Raw genomic sequence first — 19,103 nt, 5'->3', positions numbered from 1 at the left:
GGTGAGTTCCAACCAATCAGGTCAAAAACGCATCTTTAAGAAAAAGTTAACCTATGAAACGATTATTCTATATTCCACTATTTTTGATCATTGGCTTTGCGTGTGCCGACAATCAAGATGCGGTGCAACCAGATTTTTTTGCACCTGCTTCTGATACCAAATGGCTTTTGATAGAAACGGAACAATCCGTTAACGGGAAAAAAACCTGGACGGCCGTTAACACATTACAACCGGAATACCTTATTTTCAGGAACGACGGTGTGATACTGAATGGTGACGGCAAAGCCAGTTGCTGTTCTCCGAAAAGTTTATTGATCAATAATCAAACTTATGAAATCAAACCTCAATCAGCAGTGGTTTATGTCAATGATTGTACAACAGTGATTTGCGCACCGTGCCCGGTTTGGGATATTGAGATGAATGGCGACGAAATGATCATTGCACAATGCCAGAATCCACGGAATAAATACAGGAGGGAATAGATTATAATAAACAGGCGAAACGTTCGAAATGTTTTTCAAAATTACCCGGGTACTGCCGATTCAGCAGTGACCGGGTATTTTAAGTATATGGAAAAAGCTTTCACTATGAAAATCAGTTTTCCGGAAGATTAGTTATTCAGGAAATTCAACAAATGTTTAACAAAGAGCTTAGGCTGTTCGGCCTGTACCCAATGTCCTGCGTTTTCGATTGTTTCCAATTGTGCGTTCGGGAAAATTTTTAAAATATCTTCCCAGTCTTCATCCAGAATATAATGTGATTTTGCGCCGCGAATAAATAGTGTAGGCGTTTCCACCGGAGTTGCACTTATAATCTCTGCACCGACATTTGCCATATCGGTCGTCAATATGGGCAGATTGAACCGCCAGTCAAAACCGCCTTCTTCTTTCCTATATAGATTTTTCAGTAAAAACTGTCTTACAGCCAGGATCGGTTCATAAGTGCTTAAAAAATCATCTGCCTGCTGACGAGTTTCAATTTCTTCGACCGGTATTGCATTTAAACCTTCCAGAAGCCTTGTATGGTGTACCGGATACTGCTTTGGCGCAATATCAACAACAATAAGCTTTTCAAAAGTTTCCGGATTGTTAACAGCATATTCCATAACCGTTTTGCCGCCCATGGAATGACCCATTAAAATGGGATTGTCCAGATTTTGCTGACTTAAAAATTCTTTTAGATCTGCGGCAAGGGTAGGGAAGTCCAGCGATCCTTCATGTGGGGAACGTCCATGGTGTCTTTGATCAACCAGATAAACAATGAAGCCCTGCTCAGAAATCGTCTTACCGATGGTAAGCCAGTTATCTAAAAAACCGAAAACGCCATGAAGTATCACAAGCGGTTTTCCCGTATCTCCTATTTTTTTGTAGTTAAGCTCCATTTTTTTTACAAAAATTAAAAAAATCTAGTTTTCAATAATTCTGCCGAAGATAATAAATTAGGCAGCCATCAGCCTAGTAACCAAATGTGACATTTTTGCCGATATGTAAGAAGTATTGCAAAGATCGTCAGGATTTTTTTGACAGAAAAAAATAAAAGCCTGAAAAAGTTAACAAAATCTTAACATTGGAAATGTTTCAATTTTTAGTTGCTAAGGTGCATGTTTTCAATGAATCAGGTAGTTGTAATTACAAGTATAGTATTTTAGTAGGATTACAAATATTGTTTTACAACTTAAAAAACTATTATTTTACGGTCAATATCAGCTATCACTACATAGTGAATCTACTATTAAGTCTCAACAAATATCTAATTCTATGAACAGGAAAAGTTTACTTTTCCGAGCAGCAAGCCTTTTGCTGTTCGTATTTTCATTGTCTTTCCTAAGCGGAAAAGTACAAGCGCAGGTTACTTCATCAACAATCAGAGGACAGGTGACCGATTCAAAAGGAGAAACACTCCCCGGGGCAACCGTGGTAGCTATTCACGTTCCGTCTGGTACAAAATATGGGACATCTACTAATGAAAGTGGTCGTTTTAATTTTCCTGTTGTACGCATTGGTGGCCCTTATTCTGTTACGGTGTCATTCGTTGGATTTAACCAACAGTCCAAAGAAAATATTTCGGCTGATCTAGGTTCAACATCTGTTGTTGATTTCAAACTTACAGATGAAGGAACCCAACTAAGCGAGGTTGTTGTAAGTATTGGCCGCGGCGACGTTTTTAATAATGAAAGAACCGGCGCAGCAACCAATATTAATGCCAGGCAATTGACAACACTTCCAACTATAAGTCGCAGTTTGACAGATTTTACGCGATTAACACCCCAGGCAAATGGAACAAATTTTGGAGGGCGTGACGGACGTTTAAATAGTGTCCGCATTGATGGTGCAGTCCTTAATAATGGTTTCGGTCTGAGCAGTGACTTATTACCTGGCGGAGAGGCGCAGCCAATATCTTTGGATGCGATCCAGGAAGTTCAGGTTAATATAGCACCGTATGATGTTCGTCAAACAGGTTTTACAGGTGCAGGCGTAAATGCAGTGACAAGAAGTGGTACAAATGAATTGACAGGTTCGGTATACGGTTTTTACCGCGATCAAAGTTTTAATGGCAAAAAAGTAGATGGCAGAGAACTTAACGTTGCCGAGTCATCAAACAAAATTTTTGGAGCCCGATTAGGGGGTGCTATTGTTAAAAATAAATTGTTTTTCTTCGGAAATTTTGAACAGGAAAAATATGTGTATCCGGGAAATATTTGGGTTGCCAACCGTGGAAGTAACGCAGGGCAACCAGGCGTTGCAAGAACAACAGTTGAAGATCTCGAGGCTGTTAGTTCGCTTTTGAAAAGTAAGTACGGATATGACCCGGGAGCCTACGAAAATTATGCAAACAAATACACCAACGAGAGTACCAAATTTCTTGCTCGTCTGGATTGGAATATCAATGATAAGAATAAATTCACTATTCGCTATAATCAAGTTGTAGGGACTAGTGATCAGGCAACCAATGGAAACTCCGGGCCAAACCCGCGTTCAGGAGTAAACCGGATCAGTAATGAATCAATGGCGTTTGAAAATGCGAATTACGCACAGAAGAATATCGTAAGATCATTAACTGCTGAATTAAACACGAGTTTTAGTTCAAAATTATCAAACCAGTTCCTGGCAACTTACTCATACATTGAGTCTACACGTTCGACTCCTGGATCACTTTTTCCATTTGTTGATATCTGGGAAGGTGGTAAAAATTATATGAGTTTTGGTACGGAATTGTTTTCGTACAATAATGGTGTAAAAAATAACAACTACACCTTCCTTGATAATGTGACTTACCAAGCTGGAAAGCATACATTGACTGGTGGTGCGAGCTTTGAGATTATGAAGTTTTCGAACAGTTATGTACGTCTTGGAACTTCTTATTACCGCTTTAATTCGGTACAGGACTTTTTGAACGATAGAGCTCCATCGGCATATGGTGTAACGTATCCTTTGCAAAGCGACACATGGGCAAATATCAATTTTGGAATGGCTGGGCTTTATGCTCAGGATAAATTCGCAGTAACTGATCGATTGAATCTTACATTAGGTCTTCGTGCAGATCTTCCAATTTTTATGGATGATCCATTATACAATCCAGCAATTGACAACCTGAAATTGTTGGATAAGGATGGCAACGAAACCTCCTATTCAACGAAGACATGGCCGAAATCTAGAGTATTGCTTTCTCCGCGTCTAGGCGTTAACTACGATGTTTTTGGAGATCGCTCATTGCAGCTTCGTGGAGGTACTGGTATTTTTACAGGACTTATACCTTTTGTATACTTTACTAACCAGCCTTCTAATTCTGGTGTTCTTCAAAATACGTTGGAACCTGTAAACGCGGCTACGCTCGCAGAGATTAAAAACTTTAACGCTGATCCTTTGTATTGGGTAAATGCCCTTCCAAATCGTTTCCCAAAAACCGCCGGCACTACGGCTCCGGGAACAGTAGCGCTAATCGATAAAGATTTCAAAATGCCTCAGGTATGGAGATCAAATATTGGAGCGGACTACAAGATTCCGGGAACTCCGCTAGTAGCAAGTTTCGATTTCCTTTATACAAAAGATATTCAGGCTACATACCAGTTTAATGCCAATCGCAAACCGGCAACTGCAACAATGAACTATGCAGGTGACGATCGCGATTTTTGGGGTGGGGCTGCAAACGCAACATATAACACTGGCACAGGAGCTATTGTGCCAGTCTTGAGCAATACAAATAAAGGTCGCTCAATGGCCATCACGGCTGGTCTTTCTCTTCCTGCTAGAAAAGGATTTTACGGGTCTTTATTCTATAACTATACAAATGCAAGAGACATTAGTGGAAATCCTGGTTCTGCTGCGAACTCTGCATGGTCTAACAATTACTCAATCAATGATCCAAACGAACAATTGCTTGGGCAATCACAATTTGGTATTCCGCATCGCGTAGTTGGTAATGTTTCATATAGAATAGCTTATGCAAATCACCTGGCAACAACCGTGTCTCTTTTCTATCAGGGACAAAATGCAGGTCGCTTTGCCTACACGACAAATGGTGATTTAAACCGCGACGGTGTGTCTCTTGATCTGCTTTATATTCCTGAAAGCGCTTCTGAATTGAACTTTGATCCTATCAGAAATTCGGCGGGCGAAGTACTGTTCTCGGCTGATCAGCAACGTGAGGCATTTGATAAGATCGTAAATGATACAAAGGAACTTAAAAGTGCAAAAGGTGGATACATCGAGCGGAATGCCGGATTACTTCCTTGGTTGAATCGCTTTGACTTTAAATTGGTACAAGATATTTTCACAAATATCGGTAAAAAACAAAATAGCCTTCAGATCAGTCTGGACATTATGAATGTGGGAAATCTGTTAAATTCTGCATGGGGCGTAAGACAAGAACTGGATGCGGGATCGCAATTTAATTATGCACTTCTTGATGTTGCCAGCGTAACATCTGCCGGTGTTCCTACCTTTAAGATGTTGACGGTAAGTGGTGCTGAAAATACTGTGAAATTACCAACGACTCCTTATAGAAACGCATTTAATGCAGCGAACACTTGGAATATGCAGCTTGGTCTTCGTTACAGTTTTTAGTATGATCTGATATTTGAAACCCATGCTGAAAGGCATGGGTTTTTTTATATTTAGCCTAGTTAGACGAGTACTTTCTCACAAATTATTCCAGTATCGAATTTTTAATTTCCAAGAAATCTTACAAAAATCTAATTTTCACAAATTGGATCCTTCCAATTTTAACTTTCTATTATTTCTTTCTAATCATTTTGAAAGGAAAAATTAACACTGATCGAGTAAATTTGGTATTTTATATGATTATTAAAATTTTATTCGTAATTATTTGAATAACCTAGTATGATGTATACGTAAGTATACAATTTAAGTAGGGAGTTGGACATTGTTTTGTAATCAAAAAAACCATTATTTTGCGGAAACATTCATTCAAAAAATCTGAATGATGCATCTAACTCCATTACCAAAATCCCCGAAAATTTATGAATTTGAAAAGTCTACTTTTCAGAGCAGCGTGTTGTACGCTGTTCGTGATTTTATTGTCCTTAGTGAGCGGGCAGGTACAAGCTCAGGTAACGTCTTCTGCGATTAGCGGACAGATCACAGACAGCAAAGGTGAAATGCTTCCCGGCGCAACGGTTGTAGCCATTCACGTTCCATCAGGATCTCGATATGGTTCGATTACCAATGAAAAAGGTTTTTACACCATTCCATCCGTACGTGTTGGTGGCCCTTACACCGTTTCGGTTTCCTTCATTGGTTTCAGCGATCAGACAAAGGAAAATATCTACGCAAACCTTGGAACAGTAGCCAACGCTGACTTTGTTTTAAACGACGGTGGAACGCAGCTGGAAGAAGTGGTGGTTTCAGGTTCGGGTAGTGACATTTTCAGCTCAGACAGAACCGGTGCTGCGACAACCTTTAACAAAGGGTTGATTACCAGCTTGCCAACACTTGGACGTACTTTAAATGACATCACAAAGTACAATGCTTATAGTAACGGTAGATCTTTCGGTGGACAGGACAGCCGTTATAACAACTTCACAATTGACGGATCTGTTTTTAACAACGGATTTGGTTTAGGAAGTGAAGCTGCGGCAGGTGGTCGTACAGGCTCGTCAGCAATTTCTTTGGATGCGATTGAAGAGGTTCAGATCAATATTGCACCTTTCGATGTGCGCCAGTCAGGTTTCGCAGGTGCCGGTATCAATGCTGTTACGCGTTCTGGTACGAATGAACTGTCTGGTTCGGTATTTCACTTTTTCAAAAATAAAAGTCTGGCCGGTGATAAGGCGGATGGGAATAATCTTACCATTAACGAATTCAATGAAAAAACAACTGGTTTCCGTCTTGGCGGTCCGTTGGTGAAAAATAAACTTTTCTTCTTCGTTAACGGAGAATTCGTAAAGCGTTCAAGCCCTGCGCTTGATTATCAATTAAACCGTGGACAGACTGGCGGAAATAACGTTTCTCGCACAACTGCCGCAGATCTTGAAGATCTTGGATCATTCATGCAGGAGAAATTTGGATATGACATTGGCGCACTTGACGGTTTCAATAACGAGAATACGAGTAACAAATTTCTTGGCCGCATTGACTGGAATATTAATGACAGTCACAAGTTAACGGTACGTTATTCACACCACGATTCTCAATCTGACGTGTTGATCAGTCAGAGTAATAGTAGCAATACCGCTGGTTTTGGTAACCGTACGAACTCACTTCTGGCGATTTCTCCTCAGAATACAGGTTATATAATCCAGGATAACACGCGTTCTGCGGTTGTTGAATTGAACTCAAATTTTGGTGGTAAGTTTTCTAATGTTTTGATTGGAACTTACAACAAGCAGATCGAAGACAGAAAATACAAGGCAGCTATCTTCCCGACAGTTGAAATTCAGAAAGATGGATCAACTTACACTTCGATTGGCTCGGATCCTTTTACGCCGAACAACCGTCTGGATTACGCAACATTAAATATTACGGATAACCTTACTTATTACGCCGGAAGACATACTTTGACGTTGGGTGCTTCATACGAACATTTCAAATCGAACAACCTGTTTTTCCCGACATCAAACGGAGTTTATGTTTACAAATCGATCGAGGATTTTAAAACAGCAGCGCAGGCTTTTATTGATAACCCAAATGCTACAACTTCACCAGTTGAGGCTGTTCGTTTTAATTATCGTTATTCATTACTTCCGGGTGGTGCCGCGCCTTGGCAGGTATTTAAAACGCAAACAGCAAGTCTTTATGTTCAGGACGAATACCAGGCTACGAAAAATCTGAAAATTACTGCGGGTGTTCGTACTGATTATATTACAATTCCAAACACGTCGAAACAATATTATAATGCAGATGTTGCTGGTTTAACTTTTAAAGATAACAACGGCGAGAATTACAAGGTAAATACTGGAAATGTACCAAAAGGTCGTGTTTATTTCTCTCCAAGAATCGGTTTCAACTGGGACGTGACTGGCGATAAAATGACTCAGGTTCGCGGTGGAACAGGACTTTTCTTGTCAAGAATTCCTTACGTTTTGATTTCAAATCAGTTGGGTAATAATGGTGTAAATTCTGCGACAATTGTTGGAAACAATACAACCGCTTTCCCATTCACAACAGATCCAACCCGTTTCATTCCTGCCACAACAGCGTCTCTTTCCGGTTATCAGGTGAATGCTTCTGATGAAGATTTGAAATTCCCTCAGGTTTGGAAAAGTAATATCGGAATTGACCGTCAGATTGGCTGGGGTATTGTAGCGACTGTTGAAGGTATCTTGAACAAAAATTATAATGCACTTCGCTATATTGATGTAAATCTAAAGGATGCTACAACAGATTTTACTGGCCCTGACACACGTGATCGTTTTCCTGCTTCTGGTGTAACCGGAACTGCTGCAATAAATTCAGCGAGATTAATTAACACAAAGGTTTCCAACGTATACGTTTTGACCAACACAGATAAGGGATATTCTTATTCATTAACTGGAAAACTGGAAAAACCTGCGACAAATGGTCTTGGTGGAATGTTGGGTTATACCCACGGAAAGGCGAGAGATATAGCTTCTGTATCGAGTACAGTTGAAGGTAATGTTCCTGGTATCAATGGCTTAAACCACTTGGGTATGTCGTATTCAGGGAATGATTTGCGTCACCGTTTTGTGGGTTATGTTTCTTATCGTAAGGAATACGGCGGAACATTTGGTGGGGCGACAATGATCACTCTAGGTGGAGTTTCAGCGAGCGGCTCGAAATTGTCTTACATCAGTTCATCTGATTTTAACGGTGACGGACAAAATAATGACCTTTTACGCGTTCCGAATAGTGCGGCCGAGTTGACTTTTGCTACCTTGACAACCACTGTGAATGGAAAGGCCTATACTTTTTCTCCTGAGGAACAAACAGCTGCTTTCCAGAATTATATTGATAACAACTCTTATCTGTCAAAAAGAAAAGGACAGTATACAGAACGTAACGGCGGCGCTTATCCTTGGTTAACGCGTTTCGATTTAACCGTAGAGCAGGATTTCTACGTAAAAGTTGGCTCAAAAGGAAAAAAGAATATCATTCGCCTGAGAGCTGACGTGTTTAATATCGGTAACATGATCAATAATAAATGGGGTGTTGCGAACGTAGCTACGGCATCAAACGGTACTTTGGTAAGTCCATTGAACTTTCCCGGCGTGTCAGCTGCGGGACTTCCATCATACAGGATGGGAACTCAAAATATTAATGGTGTACCTATTTTGGTCAGAGATTCGTTTGTGAAATCACAAACAATCAATGACGTTTGGCAAGCACAAATCGGTATCCGTTATATCTTTAACTAATACAACGTTTCAAGTTTAGAAAATAAAAAAATCGCCGTGTCGGATTAGCCGACACGGCGATTTTTTTATGACGTGAAATTTATTTCTGAAATAAAGAATGCACAAATATGGGTTGATCAGTGCAAATAATATCTGCGCCGCTTTCCCAGATCTTGTTATACATGGGTGCTGAAATCTCCGTGTTTAAAGTGTCAATATTTCCATTCGTACCCAGCGAAGTAACGATTTTCATGGAATGCACTTTCAGATAAAATTCTTCGGGTTGCAGCTCTCTGGGTGTCAGCGCAACAAGATTTTCTAACGGAAGCCCTGATTTCTCAACATTCGTGATATGTTCCCAGCTATTGAAACCTACGGCGAGCATCAGATTTGGTTCCAGTTCGTGCACCTTTTTAGCTTCTTCCAGGGAATAACAGATCACCACTGATTTGTGGATGGCATTATTATCTTTCAGCATTTTAATCGTTTTCACGATATCCGTTTCCGGCTTTTTGTCGACGATCAGAACCAGGTTTTTGTCTTTGCTCCAATCCAGCACTTCTTTGAAGGACGGGATTTTATTTTTTGTCAAAAGTCCTTTGTCATCTTTCAAGCGCAGGTTTTTCACATCTTTCCACTGCTGCTGATTTAATAATCCTGTTCCGTTTGTACGTATGTTCAATTCGTTGTCATGCGACAGGACAAGCTGGCTGTCGGCAGTCATTCTGATGTCAAATTCCAGCAAAACACAAGGGACATTCTGGTATGTATTTTCAAAGGTCGCCATACAATTTCCCGGATATCCGTCTTCAATTCCCCCCTGATGTGCCATGATCATCGGGACAAACCGGTTGGACGGCTTCAGATGCGCTTTTAAGCTTCCGTTCTTGCTGAAATTACAGTTATAAGTAACAGACGAGAATTGGCGGGATGGAACACAGGATGTTATCAATAACAGTAATAAAATAGGGTAGGGGTTTTTCAAACGTTGTGCTAACATTAGCTGAATATTTTAATCAGGTTTTAGATCACTCTTTTACTTCTGCCATTTTATTCTGTGTCTCGACCGCCACCCGGTAACCTTCGATAATTAACCTTGAAATATCTTCTGAATTAAAATGCTGCATATCCAGAACAAGTGGTGACGTTGGACGGATAACTGTCAGTTTCATAGGCACTCCCCGTAAAATGGAACGGTCGACATAAGATTCTGCCCAGATTATATTGCTGTTGGCATATTCACTGATCGTAATGTCCCGAACCCGTTCCACGAGTGTTATCAAATTTTGCGGGTTCATGTCTTCCGGCTGGTACAGATGCGGCGAATGGCAGGCGACGATCACGATTTCCGTTGCGCCGTCGGCAATTGCTTGTCGGATAGGTGCTACTTCGCGTAGTCCGCCGTCGAGATACATCTGATCGCCAATGGCAATAGCTGGCATCAGCATCGGAATAGAGGAACTTGCGCGAACGAAATCAAGAAAGTGCGGCTCTTGTGGTGACACATATTTTATCTCGCCGCTTTGTACATTTACGGCACCAACCTTAACTTTTACCGGCGTATGTTTCAAATATTTGTCCTTCACATTTTTGCGTATCAGCAGATGCAAAGGTGCAGGATCAACAAGTCCGTCAAACCTGCTCATTAATGTATTCATACCTAACATAACGCGCGACCGGAGCGTAGAAATGTCCTGCGGCTGGGTAATATTCTTAACCCAGAATTCCAGCAATTTTCTTCCTGCAAGAGGCCAGGAAATTTTTCCTTCCTCACTATATTGCCGGCCGATTTCATTGGCCAAAAAGGTAGTGTTAAGCGCTCCAACAGAAATTCCATAAACCATATCAGGTTCAAATCCGTTTTCGAGTACTGACTGGATCGCTCCAACCTGAAATGCGCCTTTCATGGATCCGCCTCCAAGCACGAGTGCTTTCATAAATATTTGCTTTCGGCTGTCAGCTATCGGCTGTCAGCTGGTGATGATGATGTTTTTAGGTTTATGTACTTACAATTTCGTTAATTATTACTGGCCGTGTACATAACGGTTTTTCACCGAGGTTCTACTCAATTCTATATTCCGGGAATTTCATATTTTTCAATTTTAAACATTTTCATTCTAAAATAGGTATAAAGAGAAGATTTTATTCCAAATTTGAGGATTAAAGTGCAGAAGTTGATAAATCGATTTTTTTTGAACTAAACTGTTGCATATCGCCTTTTTATATCTGGAGGTAACGTAAGACTTCCTATAATTAATATGACCCTTTCAATAAAGGATATTCAAGCTCCTATTGCGGATGAAATGAAGGCTTTCGAGCACAAGTTTCGCCAGTTTATGAAAAGTGATGTAATGCTGCTCGACCAGATTATGAATTACATCGTACGTCGTAAAGGGAAACAACTCAGGCCGATGTTTGTTTTTTTGTCAGCCGGCGTTTGCGGCCCGATCACAGAATCCACATACCGGGGTGCCTCATTCATCGAACTTTTACATACTGCCACGCTTGTTCACGACGATGTTGTGGATGATTCCAATTACCGCCGCGGATTTTTTTCTGTCAATGCATTATGGAAAAATAAAATTGCCGTCCTGGTTGGTGATTATCTGTTGTCGCGTGGGCTTTTACTTTCTGTTGAAAACAATGAATTTGAGCTGCTCAAAATCGTTTCAACAGCCATGCGCGAGATCAGTGAAGGAGAATTATTACAGATCGAAAAAGCGCGCAGGCTGGATATCAACGAAGAGGTTTATTATGAAATAATCAGGCAAAAAACAGCTTCTTTAATCGCTTCATGCTGCGCAGTCGGTGCCTGTTCGGTTGGATCTAATGCAGAGACGATCAAAAAAATGCACGCTTTTGGTGAAAAGGTTGGTATCGCATTTCAGATCAAAGATGACCTTTTTGATTACGGCGAAGACGAAATCGGGAAACCACTGGGAATTGATATCAAGGAAAAGAAAATGACGCTTCCTTTAATCTACGCACTGAACAAAGCGTCGTGGCTTGAAAAACGTAAAATGATTAATATCATCCGCAACGAAAGTCATAAGCCGAATAAGGTATTGGAAGTCATTGCTTTTGTCAAGGACTCGGGTGGTTTGAAATATGCGCAGGAAGTGATGGAACGTTATGTGGAAGAGGCGCGAACCTTGCTTCACGACTTTGCGGAATCATCGCACCGGACCGCATTGGAACATCTCGTCCAATATACCATTGCACGTACCAAATAATCTATTTAACTCCACAGACATAATCCAACCTTTTTCTCAACATAAGGCTCTAAATTAAATTTTTCTAGCAAGTATCTACCGGCACTGTCCGGCAAAAATCGCAGGCCACACTGGTCGTGTATAAGAAAGTTATATAAATTATTTTTCCTGACTAAACTTTTAGTTATATTTGAATATCATTTAAATTATAGCTGTCATGAAAATAATACTAATGTTAATGCTTGGACTCCTTGCGAATGAAGCCCTGGCTCAGCCGAAAATCCAGACGAGGGAGGAAGCGACAAAAGAAAACTTTAAAGTCGAGAATCTTCCGGTTTCTTACTCCATGGAATCTATTGACGAATCGATTCAGGATGTAATGAAATTGTTTGATGCAGCATTGGCCAAGGTTTTGCCCGAAAATCTGAATCCCGGAGTGGGTGTCGACGTGCAAGTCCTTGTTAACACCAGTGGAAAAATTGATTATTTAATCTTCAACGTGGAGCACCCAACAAATTATGATAAAGACTCACTGAATCAGGTAATAAAAAGCGCATTTACAGCTTCTGCCTTAAACTGGGAAATGGCAGTAAAGCCTTCAAAACCAATTCAATTTATTGGATTCAGATATTTTGGAAAACTTATTGTTAAAAGAGAAATAAGGAAAACAGACAGCTCTGTCGTTACGGTTGAAGATGCTCTGGTATTCGTGGATACTCTTAAAATTAAACGAATTTTCTTCAATCAGTTGGATTTGCACTCATTGCCCGAAGTGATTTACAGGTTTCCAAATCTTGAAGAGTTATACCTGAGTAATAATGGATTAGAAATGGTGCAGATTGATTTTATCAAATTACCGCGATTAAAACAGCTCCATATACAAAACAATGAATTGACAAATGATGGACTCGTATTGTCTAAAAACAGTACGTTGGAAGTACTTAATCTTAGGGAAAATAAACTCACCAATATTCCGGACGCCGCCCGAAACTGTAAAAAACTGGCCAGCTTGTGGCTGGGTGGAAATTCCTTATCAGCATTATCAAACCGAAGTTTTAGAAGATTAAAACAAATCAGGGATCTCAATTTTTACAAATCTGGACTGGCCGTTTTGCCGAAAGGAATCAAAAAGATGAAAAATCTGGAAGTGCTTGATCTGTATTACAATCAGTTTGAAAGTCTGCCAAACTCACTGACAAGATTAAGAAAACTGACGCATCTCGCCATCTCTTACAACCAGCTGAAAACATTGCCTTCAAAAATGCACCGCTTAAAAAAAGTGCATACATTCTACGCACACCATAATCGTCTGAGCGCATTACCGGAAAACATTTCAAAAATGAAAAACGTGAATATTCTGGATCTGGGTTTTAACTGGTTTACAAATTTTCCTGCCGAGGTAGCTTTCTTGCAGGACTTGAAGGAACTGGATATCTCATCAAATAATTTCTCTTCATTTCCGGAAAAAATACTAAACATTAAAAAGCTGGACAAGCTTTATTTACAAGGCAATCCGTTCGTTGGGAAGGACATGGACGTTAAATACGAGCATCAGCTTGGGGTTTTAAAAAAGAAAAATGTTGAAGTTTTTTATTGAAAATTAATCTGGCCTGAAAGCAGAATAATTGATTGTTCTTTTTTTCTAACTTCTGAAAAAGTAGTTTAACTATCTTTTCAGAAGTTATTTTTAACATAGGATTTTCTTACAAATTCCACCAATAGGTAAGTTTAAGAACAATGGCCCGGCTTTTCACCATGAAATTTTCTGGCAAATAATTATCAGTGTAAACGATAAACAAATCCGACGCCGGTTTGTAACGCCATTGGAGTCGGGAATTCAGGTTGATATTATCTGCCTGATTATTGTATTGGGCGAAAGTTGTAAAATATAAATTATTTCGAAATGTCACGTCAATGCGCGGGCCGACAAGCCAGAGTTGCGTGCGATTCCAGGGAGCGTTCAAATGAATGTCATTATAATTTCCTGCCAGTGCAATGGCCACATAAGGCTGCACGCGATAACCCAGCTCTGTTCTTAAATTAGTTCGGGTTCCGTTGTTGTAATAACCGCCAAAAAGCCCGGCAAATGTGTAGGTGAATTGCTTTTGCGGGCCGGATATGATTTCAAATCCACCGGAGGTCCAGTTGTGTTCAGTTCCTGTTGCAAGCCGTTCTTTTCCCAGATTGGTTGGATCAAAAGGACGCAGCAAGCGCGTATAATTGCTTGTCACATAGGCAGAAATTGTCGCACGGGTAATGAAATTCAGGTTATAGGAGAAGGTTAATTCACGGTCACTCAGCGACATCTGTTTGTCCCAATAAATATTGCTCACGAATTTTGGACCGTGACTGATGATTTTTGGATTTTTTATAAAAAACAAATAACCGACAGTCGGACTGATCTTGTAATAACCATTTCGGGTTGCATTGGGAACATAACCAACTTCCGCGTTGTAATTCGCTCCGACATATTCATGCTGCCACTGCCAGAAAAAATTTGCCCTGCTGAACTTTAAATCCGCTGCATGAACAAAATCATCGCCCGATCTGCCAGGCGTGAAGGATTTCAAAAACATCACTTTTCCCGTCCATAAATTATTGACGCTCGCAAGATTATACTCCGCTCCGATGTTCCGGTTATATCGGTTTGTATACTGATTTTTTTCCGGTGAATAGTTTACGGCATCCCGGTTTATAAAAATAAAACGGACGTTAGAGCGGGCAAAAACCTGTCTTTGTAAAGCAAAAACAGCGTAATTATTTTTTGGAATAGTATCCTGCGAACCAGTCTGAACATCTAAAACGCCGATACGCCAATTCTTGTTTAATTTTCCGCTCATCCGCGCTCCAAATTGAATCGGAACGCCCAAACCGATACGCCGCGAGAAAAATGGCCGAATGGTAGCGTACCCGAAGTTCGCAAACAAATCAGCATTCTCCAGAAAAAACTGTCTTCGTTCGGGAAAGAACAATTCAAAACGGTTAAGATTGGTTTGCTGCACGTCGACATCAACCTGCGAAAAATCAGGATTTACGGTCAGGTCAAGATTGAGTGATGGCGATAAGCCGATTTTGACATCACCGCCAATATTGGTTTTATATTTATTTGATTGATCGTTCTGAAAGTCCCTGGTCAGCCTGGTCGCTGCGTACGGGATGACAGAAATATTTGGTCCCGGACTTGGTGGCGGCTGATCCCAGACCAATACCCCGGTATAGGCCAAAGCCGCCGAAGGAAATTGTCTGGGCACTGGAGCCCAGGCTGATTTTTCAGAAATTGTCAGATCCTGGCGGCTGAAATTGATACCCCAGCGAGAAATTCCCGACTTATAACGAATACTTTTGAAAGGGATGGAGGCCTCCCAAACCCACTTATCCGGATCGTTTTTTACCTCACTTACCCAACGGTTATCCCAGCTCAGGTCAACCGTTCCGCCATCGCCCATCTGACCATCCCAGGGAGCGCCTGCTGCATTTGCACCAAAAGAAAATCCGTTGGTTCGGTCGTCGAAGGTATCCATGAACAGCAAAAAATTGTCATTTTTTCCGAAAGCAAAATCGCGTTTTAGTGATTCAACAATGATGGAATTTTTGACCGTTTTATAATTCACGACCAGGATATAGATATTATTCGCATCATAAGACATTTTTACTGTCGTCTGCGCGCGTGAATAACTGGTATCCATCGGTGTGACCATGAAAAAATTAGTCGCCGTTTCGGCAGATTCCCAGGCCGGATCATCAGGATCACCGTCTACACTGATGGACGAAGGAGCCGGGTGGATATGGTATTGAAATTTTTCATTGGGTTTTTGTGCCATGCAATTTCCAAAGAGAAAAAAACAAAGCAGAGATTTAATTAAAGATTTAGGTAGCACTTTTTCGTAAGGGGTAGGAATATGAATTGATTAGAAATTTTACATAGGATTTTGATTGGGTTCCTTAAAAATTTTAGCATCAGCATAGAAGGTTCCGAAGGGAATAATCGATGCAAAAAGACCCAAAAAGAACTTTTTCCAGCCCCAACTATATTCAAATACTACCTGGACCAGCAGGACGACATATAGAATAAATAGTACGCCATGTGCCATACCTACAAAACGGACCGGTTGCGGGTAACCTGCCCAGTATTTTAATGGCATCGCGATAGCCAATAGAATCAATAATGAAGTACCTTCAAGAAATGCAATAAAACGTAGTCTGCCTAGAGCAGTTTTGAGTAAATTGGCTAACATGAATTACAGTGAGTTATTTAAAATGCATCATTCAATTGTAAAGATAACATTTAAGCGATTCACCGGAGTAGTTGAGATGTTTAAATGCCTAAGTATGCGGAGAAAAGGAATGTGCACGGGGGAATTTATCAAAATTTCTCGGTAATTCTGTAAAATTTTTTTCTGAATTTAAAACAAAGGTGGAACTTGCATAGTTTTTATTTAACAGCACCGGCATTTCATCAACTTAACCAATCTCATATACTGTGAGTAAATTATTTTTTTCCTTCTTCATGATACTAATTGTATCACCAGCAATTGCCCAGAAATACAAAGTAGCAGGAATTATTAAAAACGAAGAAGGCAAAGGAATAGCAGGTGTTTTGATTCAGGAATCAGGAACGAATGCCAACGCTACCACAAATCAATACGGTATCTATGAAATGCGCGTCCATTACGGAAATGCAACGCTTATTGTAACGGCCGAAGGTTATAATAAGGTCAAAAGAGAGATAAAGGGAATTGGCACGCAAAATTTTATTTTAAGCGCCGTTGCCAGGATCAGACAAAAAGGTATCGTGGGTTCGCGTAATCTGAAGAGCACCGAAGGAGATCTCGCTTCACCTGTTGACATCATTGACGTAAAAAAAATCGCAAGTTTGAACGGACAATTTGATCTTCCGCAGTTGCTCCAATATGTATCCGGCTCTTTTAATTCAAACAGACAACTTGGTGCGGATGGTACTGACCAGATAGACGCTTCTTCAATTCATGGTATGGGGCCGGATCAAATGCTGGTCCTCGTGAATGGTAAAAGACGGCACCAGTCCTCGTTAATAAATTTGTCCGGAACACGAGGGCGAGGTAATACAAGTTTCGATTTTAGTACAATTCCGGTGGCCTCCATCGACCGGATCGAGATTTTGCGCGATGGCGCCGTAGCTCAGTACGGTTCTGATGCAGTTTCCGGCGTCATTAATATTGTTTTAAAAGAAAATACGGATGGCTTTACCGCCAATGCGAATGGTGGAATCCGAATGGCAAAATATAATCGGGATTCGAGCAGTTGGGACGGATTAAATTATAATGGAAACATCAATTATGGTACGAAAATCGCCAAAGCTGGATTTGTAAATGTAACGGCAGACTATAATTTTCAGGACCACACGAATCGCGCCAATACCCAGGATGATTCTTTGGTAAGAAAACAATTTGGTGATCCGAGAATTTATAACGGAAGCCTGGGCTTTAACACGGTAATCCCGGTCTACAAAAATACAGAAATATATAGTTTCGGAACAGCCAGTTACCGCCAGGGAGAAACTTATGGCTGGACGCGCGGCGCAAAAGATTCGACTAATTTTATCAAATTATATCCAAATGGTTTTGATCCGCTGGTATCCAGAGTTGTTGATGACAGATCGGTAACGCTTGGCGTCAGAACGGTTTGGAATCGGTTCAATGTTGATCTGAGCCATACATACGGGTTCAACAAGTTTAGTTACAAAGTGAAAAATTCACTAAACAAATCCTTTGGAATTGATACGACCCGGTCTGTTTTTGAAGCAGGAGGTTTTCAGACATCACAAAATGTTTCAAATCTTGATATTTCAACTTTTTATGATGATATCCTGAATGGTGTTCATCTGGCGTTTGGCGCAGAATATCGTTCAGATAGCTACAAAATTAATGCGGGAAATCCCCTTTCGTGGAGAACTTACAACCCTTTGAAATTCGGTGGGGCACAGGGTTTTAAGGGATATGGGGAGACGGAAGCCATTGACAAGAAAAGGTATAATGCCGCAGGATACGTCGATATCGAAGCGAAATTTGATGAAAGTTTTTCGGTAAATGCTGCCGGTCGTTTCGATTATTACAGTGATCTGGGAAGTGCTGTGAGCGGGAAAGCGGGTTTGCGCTACAAGATCACTGAAGCACTTAGCGTTCGGGCTGCATACGGATTGGGTTTCAGAGCACCTTCCCTGGCTCAGCAACATTATAGTTATGAAATTCTTATACCTTCTTTAGCAAACCTTGACTGGCCACAGTCTAATATAATCACAAGGTCTGGGAGTGAAGTGAGCAAAGCCATTGCAGCCCCGGATCTGAAAATGGAAATTTCCCATAATGGAAGCGCCGGCGTTATTTTCGCTCCTGATAAGAATTTTTCGGTTTCCCTGGACGGATATTATGTAAGAGTTCAGAACCGGATTATTTTAACCGGACCCATTGATGCAAATGACAGACAGGTGGGAGCGGTGCTAAAAAGATTGAATGTGGCACAGGTTCGTTTCTTTACCAATTCTTTAACAACCTCAACGGCGGGTGCAGATCTGACTTTGAGGTATATTGCTGAACTTGGAACCGGGAAATTGACTACAATACTATCCGCGAATTATAACACGATGCGTATTGATACGATAAAAACGCATGAAAGACTAGACGGCAAACAGGCGAATTATCTTGACCGACGTGAACGTTATTTTATTCTGGCCTCTGCGCCGCCGATGAAAATTAATCTGACGCTCGATTACAATATCGGTGCGCTGACACTTATGGTCCGTGGCACCTATTTTGACAAGATTCAATTGATCAACCGGAATTTTGGGGCGAGAGACAGAAGTGGAAGGCCATATACTGAAAACGATTATATTGACACCTACAAAGCCATGATTCAGGCAGACGCGACATTGGGTTTAAAAGTGAATGAAAAATTGTCGCTGGCAATTGGCGGAAGTAATTTGCTGAATGCCTATCCGACCATGTCAAAAGCAAACCGGACAGAATCCGGCGGTGCCTGGGATTCCGTGCAAGCGGGGAATAATGGTTCGTTTTTCTTTACCAAAATCTATTACCATTTCTGAT

General features: G+C 40.8%; 11 protein-coding genes. 6 read left to right on the top strand and 5 right to left on the bottom strand.

What is annotated here, in order from left to right; all coding sequences use genetic code 11:
• Positions 1-53: 53 nt before the first annotated feature.
• The gene (locus tag AC1XUO_RS00580) at positions 54-482 is read left to right on the top strand and encodes a hypothetical protein (protein WP_483327818.1); all 429 of its coding nucleotides are present in this window, start codon (positions 54-56) and stop codon (positions 480-482) included.
• 128 nt (positions 483-610) lie between these two features.
• On the opposite strand, the gene AC1XUO_RS00575 is transcribed toward AC1XUO_RS00580, so the two are convergent.
• Entirely contained in the window at positions 611-1,381 is a 771-nt protein-coding gene (locus AC1XUO_RS00575; protein WP_483327817.1) for an alpha/beta fold hydrolase, read from the bottom strand.
• Positions 1,382-1,757: 376 nt separating this feature from the next.
• Between AC1XUO_RS00575 and AC1XUO_RS00570 the strand changes: the two genes are divergently transcribed.
• Complete coding sequence (locus AC1XUO_RS00570) at positions 1,758-5,063, top strand: TonB-dependent receptor (RefSeq protein ID WP_483327816.1); 3,306 nt, start codon at positions 1,758-1,760, stop codon at positions 5,061-5,063.
• A gap of 416 nt (positions 5,064-5,479) precedes the next feature.
• The gene (locus tag AC1XUO_RS00565) at positions 5,480-8,833 is read left to right on the top strand and encodes a TonB-dependent receptor (protein WP_483327815.1); all 3,354 of its coding nucleotides are present in this window, start codon (positions 5,480-5,482) and stop codon (positions 8,831-8,833) included.
• Positions 8,834-8,912: 79 nt separating this feature from the next.
• On the opposite strand, the gene AC1XUO_RS00560 is transcribed toward AC1XUO_RS00565, so the two are convergent.
• Together AC1XUO_RS00560 and AC1XUO_RS00555 are read right to left on the bottom strand one after the other, a co-directional pair.
• A complete protein-coding gene (locus tag AC1XUO_RS00560) occupies positions 8,913-9,812 on the bottom strand; it encodes a glycerophosphodiester phosphodiesterase family protein (RefSeq protein WP_483327814.1) in 900 nt (299 codons plus the stop codon).
• 28 nt (positions 9,813-9,840) lie between these two features.
• Positions 9,841-10,749: a patatin-like phospholipase family protein gene (locus AC1XUO_RS00555; protein WP_483327813.1), complete on the bottom strand. Its 909-nt coding sequence runs from the start codon at positions 10,747-10,749 to the stop codon at positions 9,841-9,843.
• A 321-nt stretch (positions 10,750-11,070) separates the two neighbouring features.
• Here AC1XUO_RS00555 and AC1XUO_RS00550 point away from each other — a divergent pair, with 321 nt between their 5' ends.
• Together AC1XUO_RS00550 and AC1XUO_RS00545 are read left to right on the top strand one after the other, a co-directional pair.
• Positions 11,071-12,045, top strand: coding sequence for a polyprenyl synthetase family protein (locus AC1XUO_RS00550; protein WP_483327812.1), 975 nt, complete (start codon positions 11,071-11,073; stop codon positions 12,043-12,045).
• A gap of 196 nt (positions 12,046-12,241) precedes the next feature.
• The gene (locus AC1XUO_RS00545; RefSeq protein WP_483327811.1) at positions 12,242-13,621 is read left to right on the top strand and encodes a leucine-rich repeat domain-containing protein; all 1,380 of its coding nucleotides are present in this window, start codon (positions 12,242-12,244) and stop codon (positions 13,619-13,621) included.
• A 106-nt stretch (positions 13,622-13,727) separates the two neighbouring features.
• On the opposite strand, the gene AC1XUO_RS00540 is transcribed toward AC1XUO_RS00545, so the two are convergent.
• Together AC1XUO_RS00540 and AC1XUO_RS00535 are read right to left on the bottom strand one after the other, a co-directional pair.
• Complete coding sequence (locus AC1XUO_RS00540) at positions 13,728-15,845, bottom strand: DUF5916 domain-containing protein (protein ID WP_483327810.1); 2,118 nt, start codon at positions 15,843-15,845, stop codon at positions 13,728-13,730.
• A 96-nt stretch (positions 15,846-15,941) separates the two neighbouring features.
• Complete coding sequence (locus AC1XUO_RS00535; protein WP_483327809.1) at positions 15,942-16,259, bottom strand: DUF3817 domain-containing protein; 318 nt, start codon at positions 16,257-16,259, stop codon at positions 15,942-15,944.
• Between the two features lie 272 nt (positions 16,260-16,531).
• Here AC1XUO_RS00535 and AC1XUO_RS00530 point away from each other — a divergent pair, with 272 nt between their 5' ends.
• Entirely contained in the window at positions 16,532-19,102 is a 2,571-nt protein-coding gene (locus AC1XUO_RS00530) for a TonB-dependent receptor (protein WP_483327808.1), read from the top strand.
• Position 19,103: the final 1 nt, after the last annotated feature.

It is taken from the genome of Dyadobacter sp. HNCC25DJ186, assembly GCF_056895235.1.
This window is presented reverse-complemented; position numbering and strand designations above follow the sequence as displayed.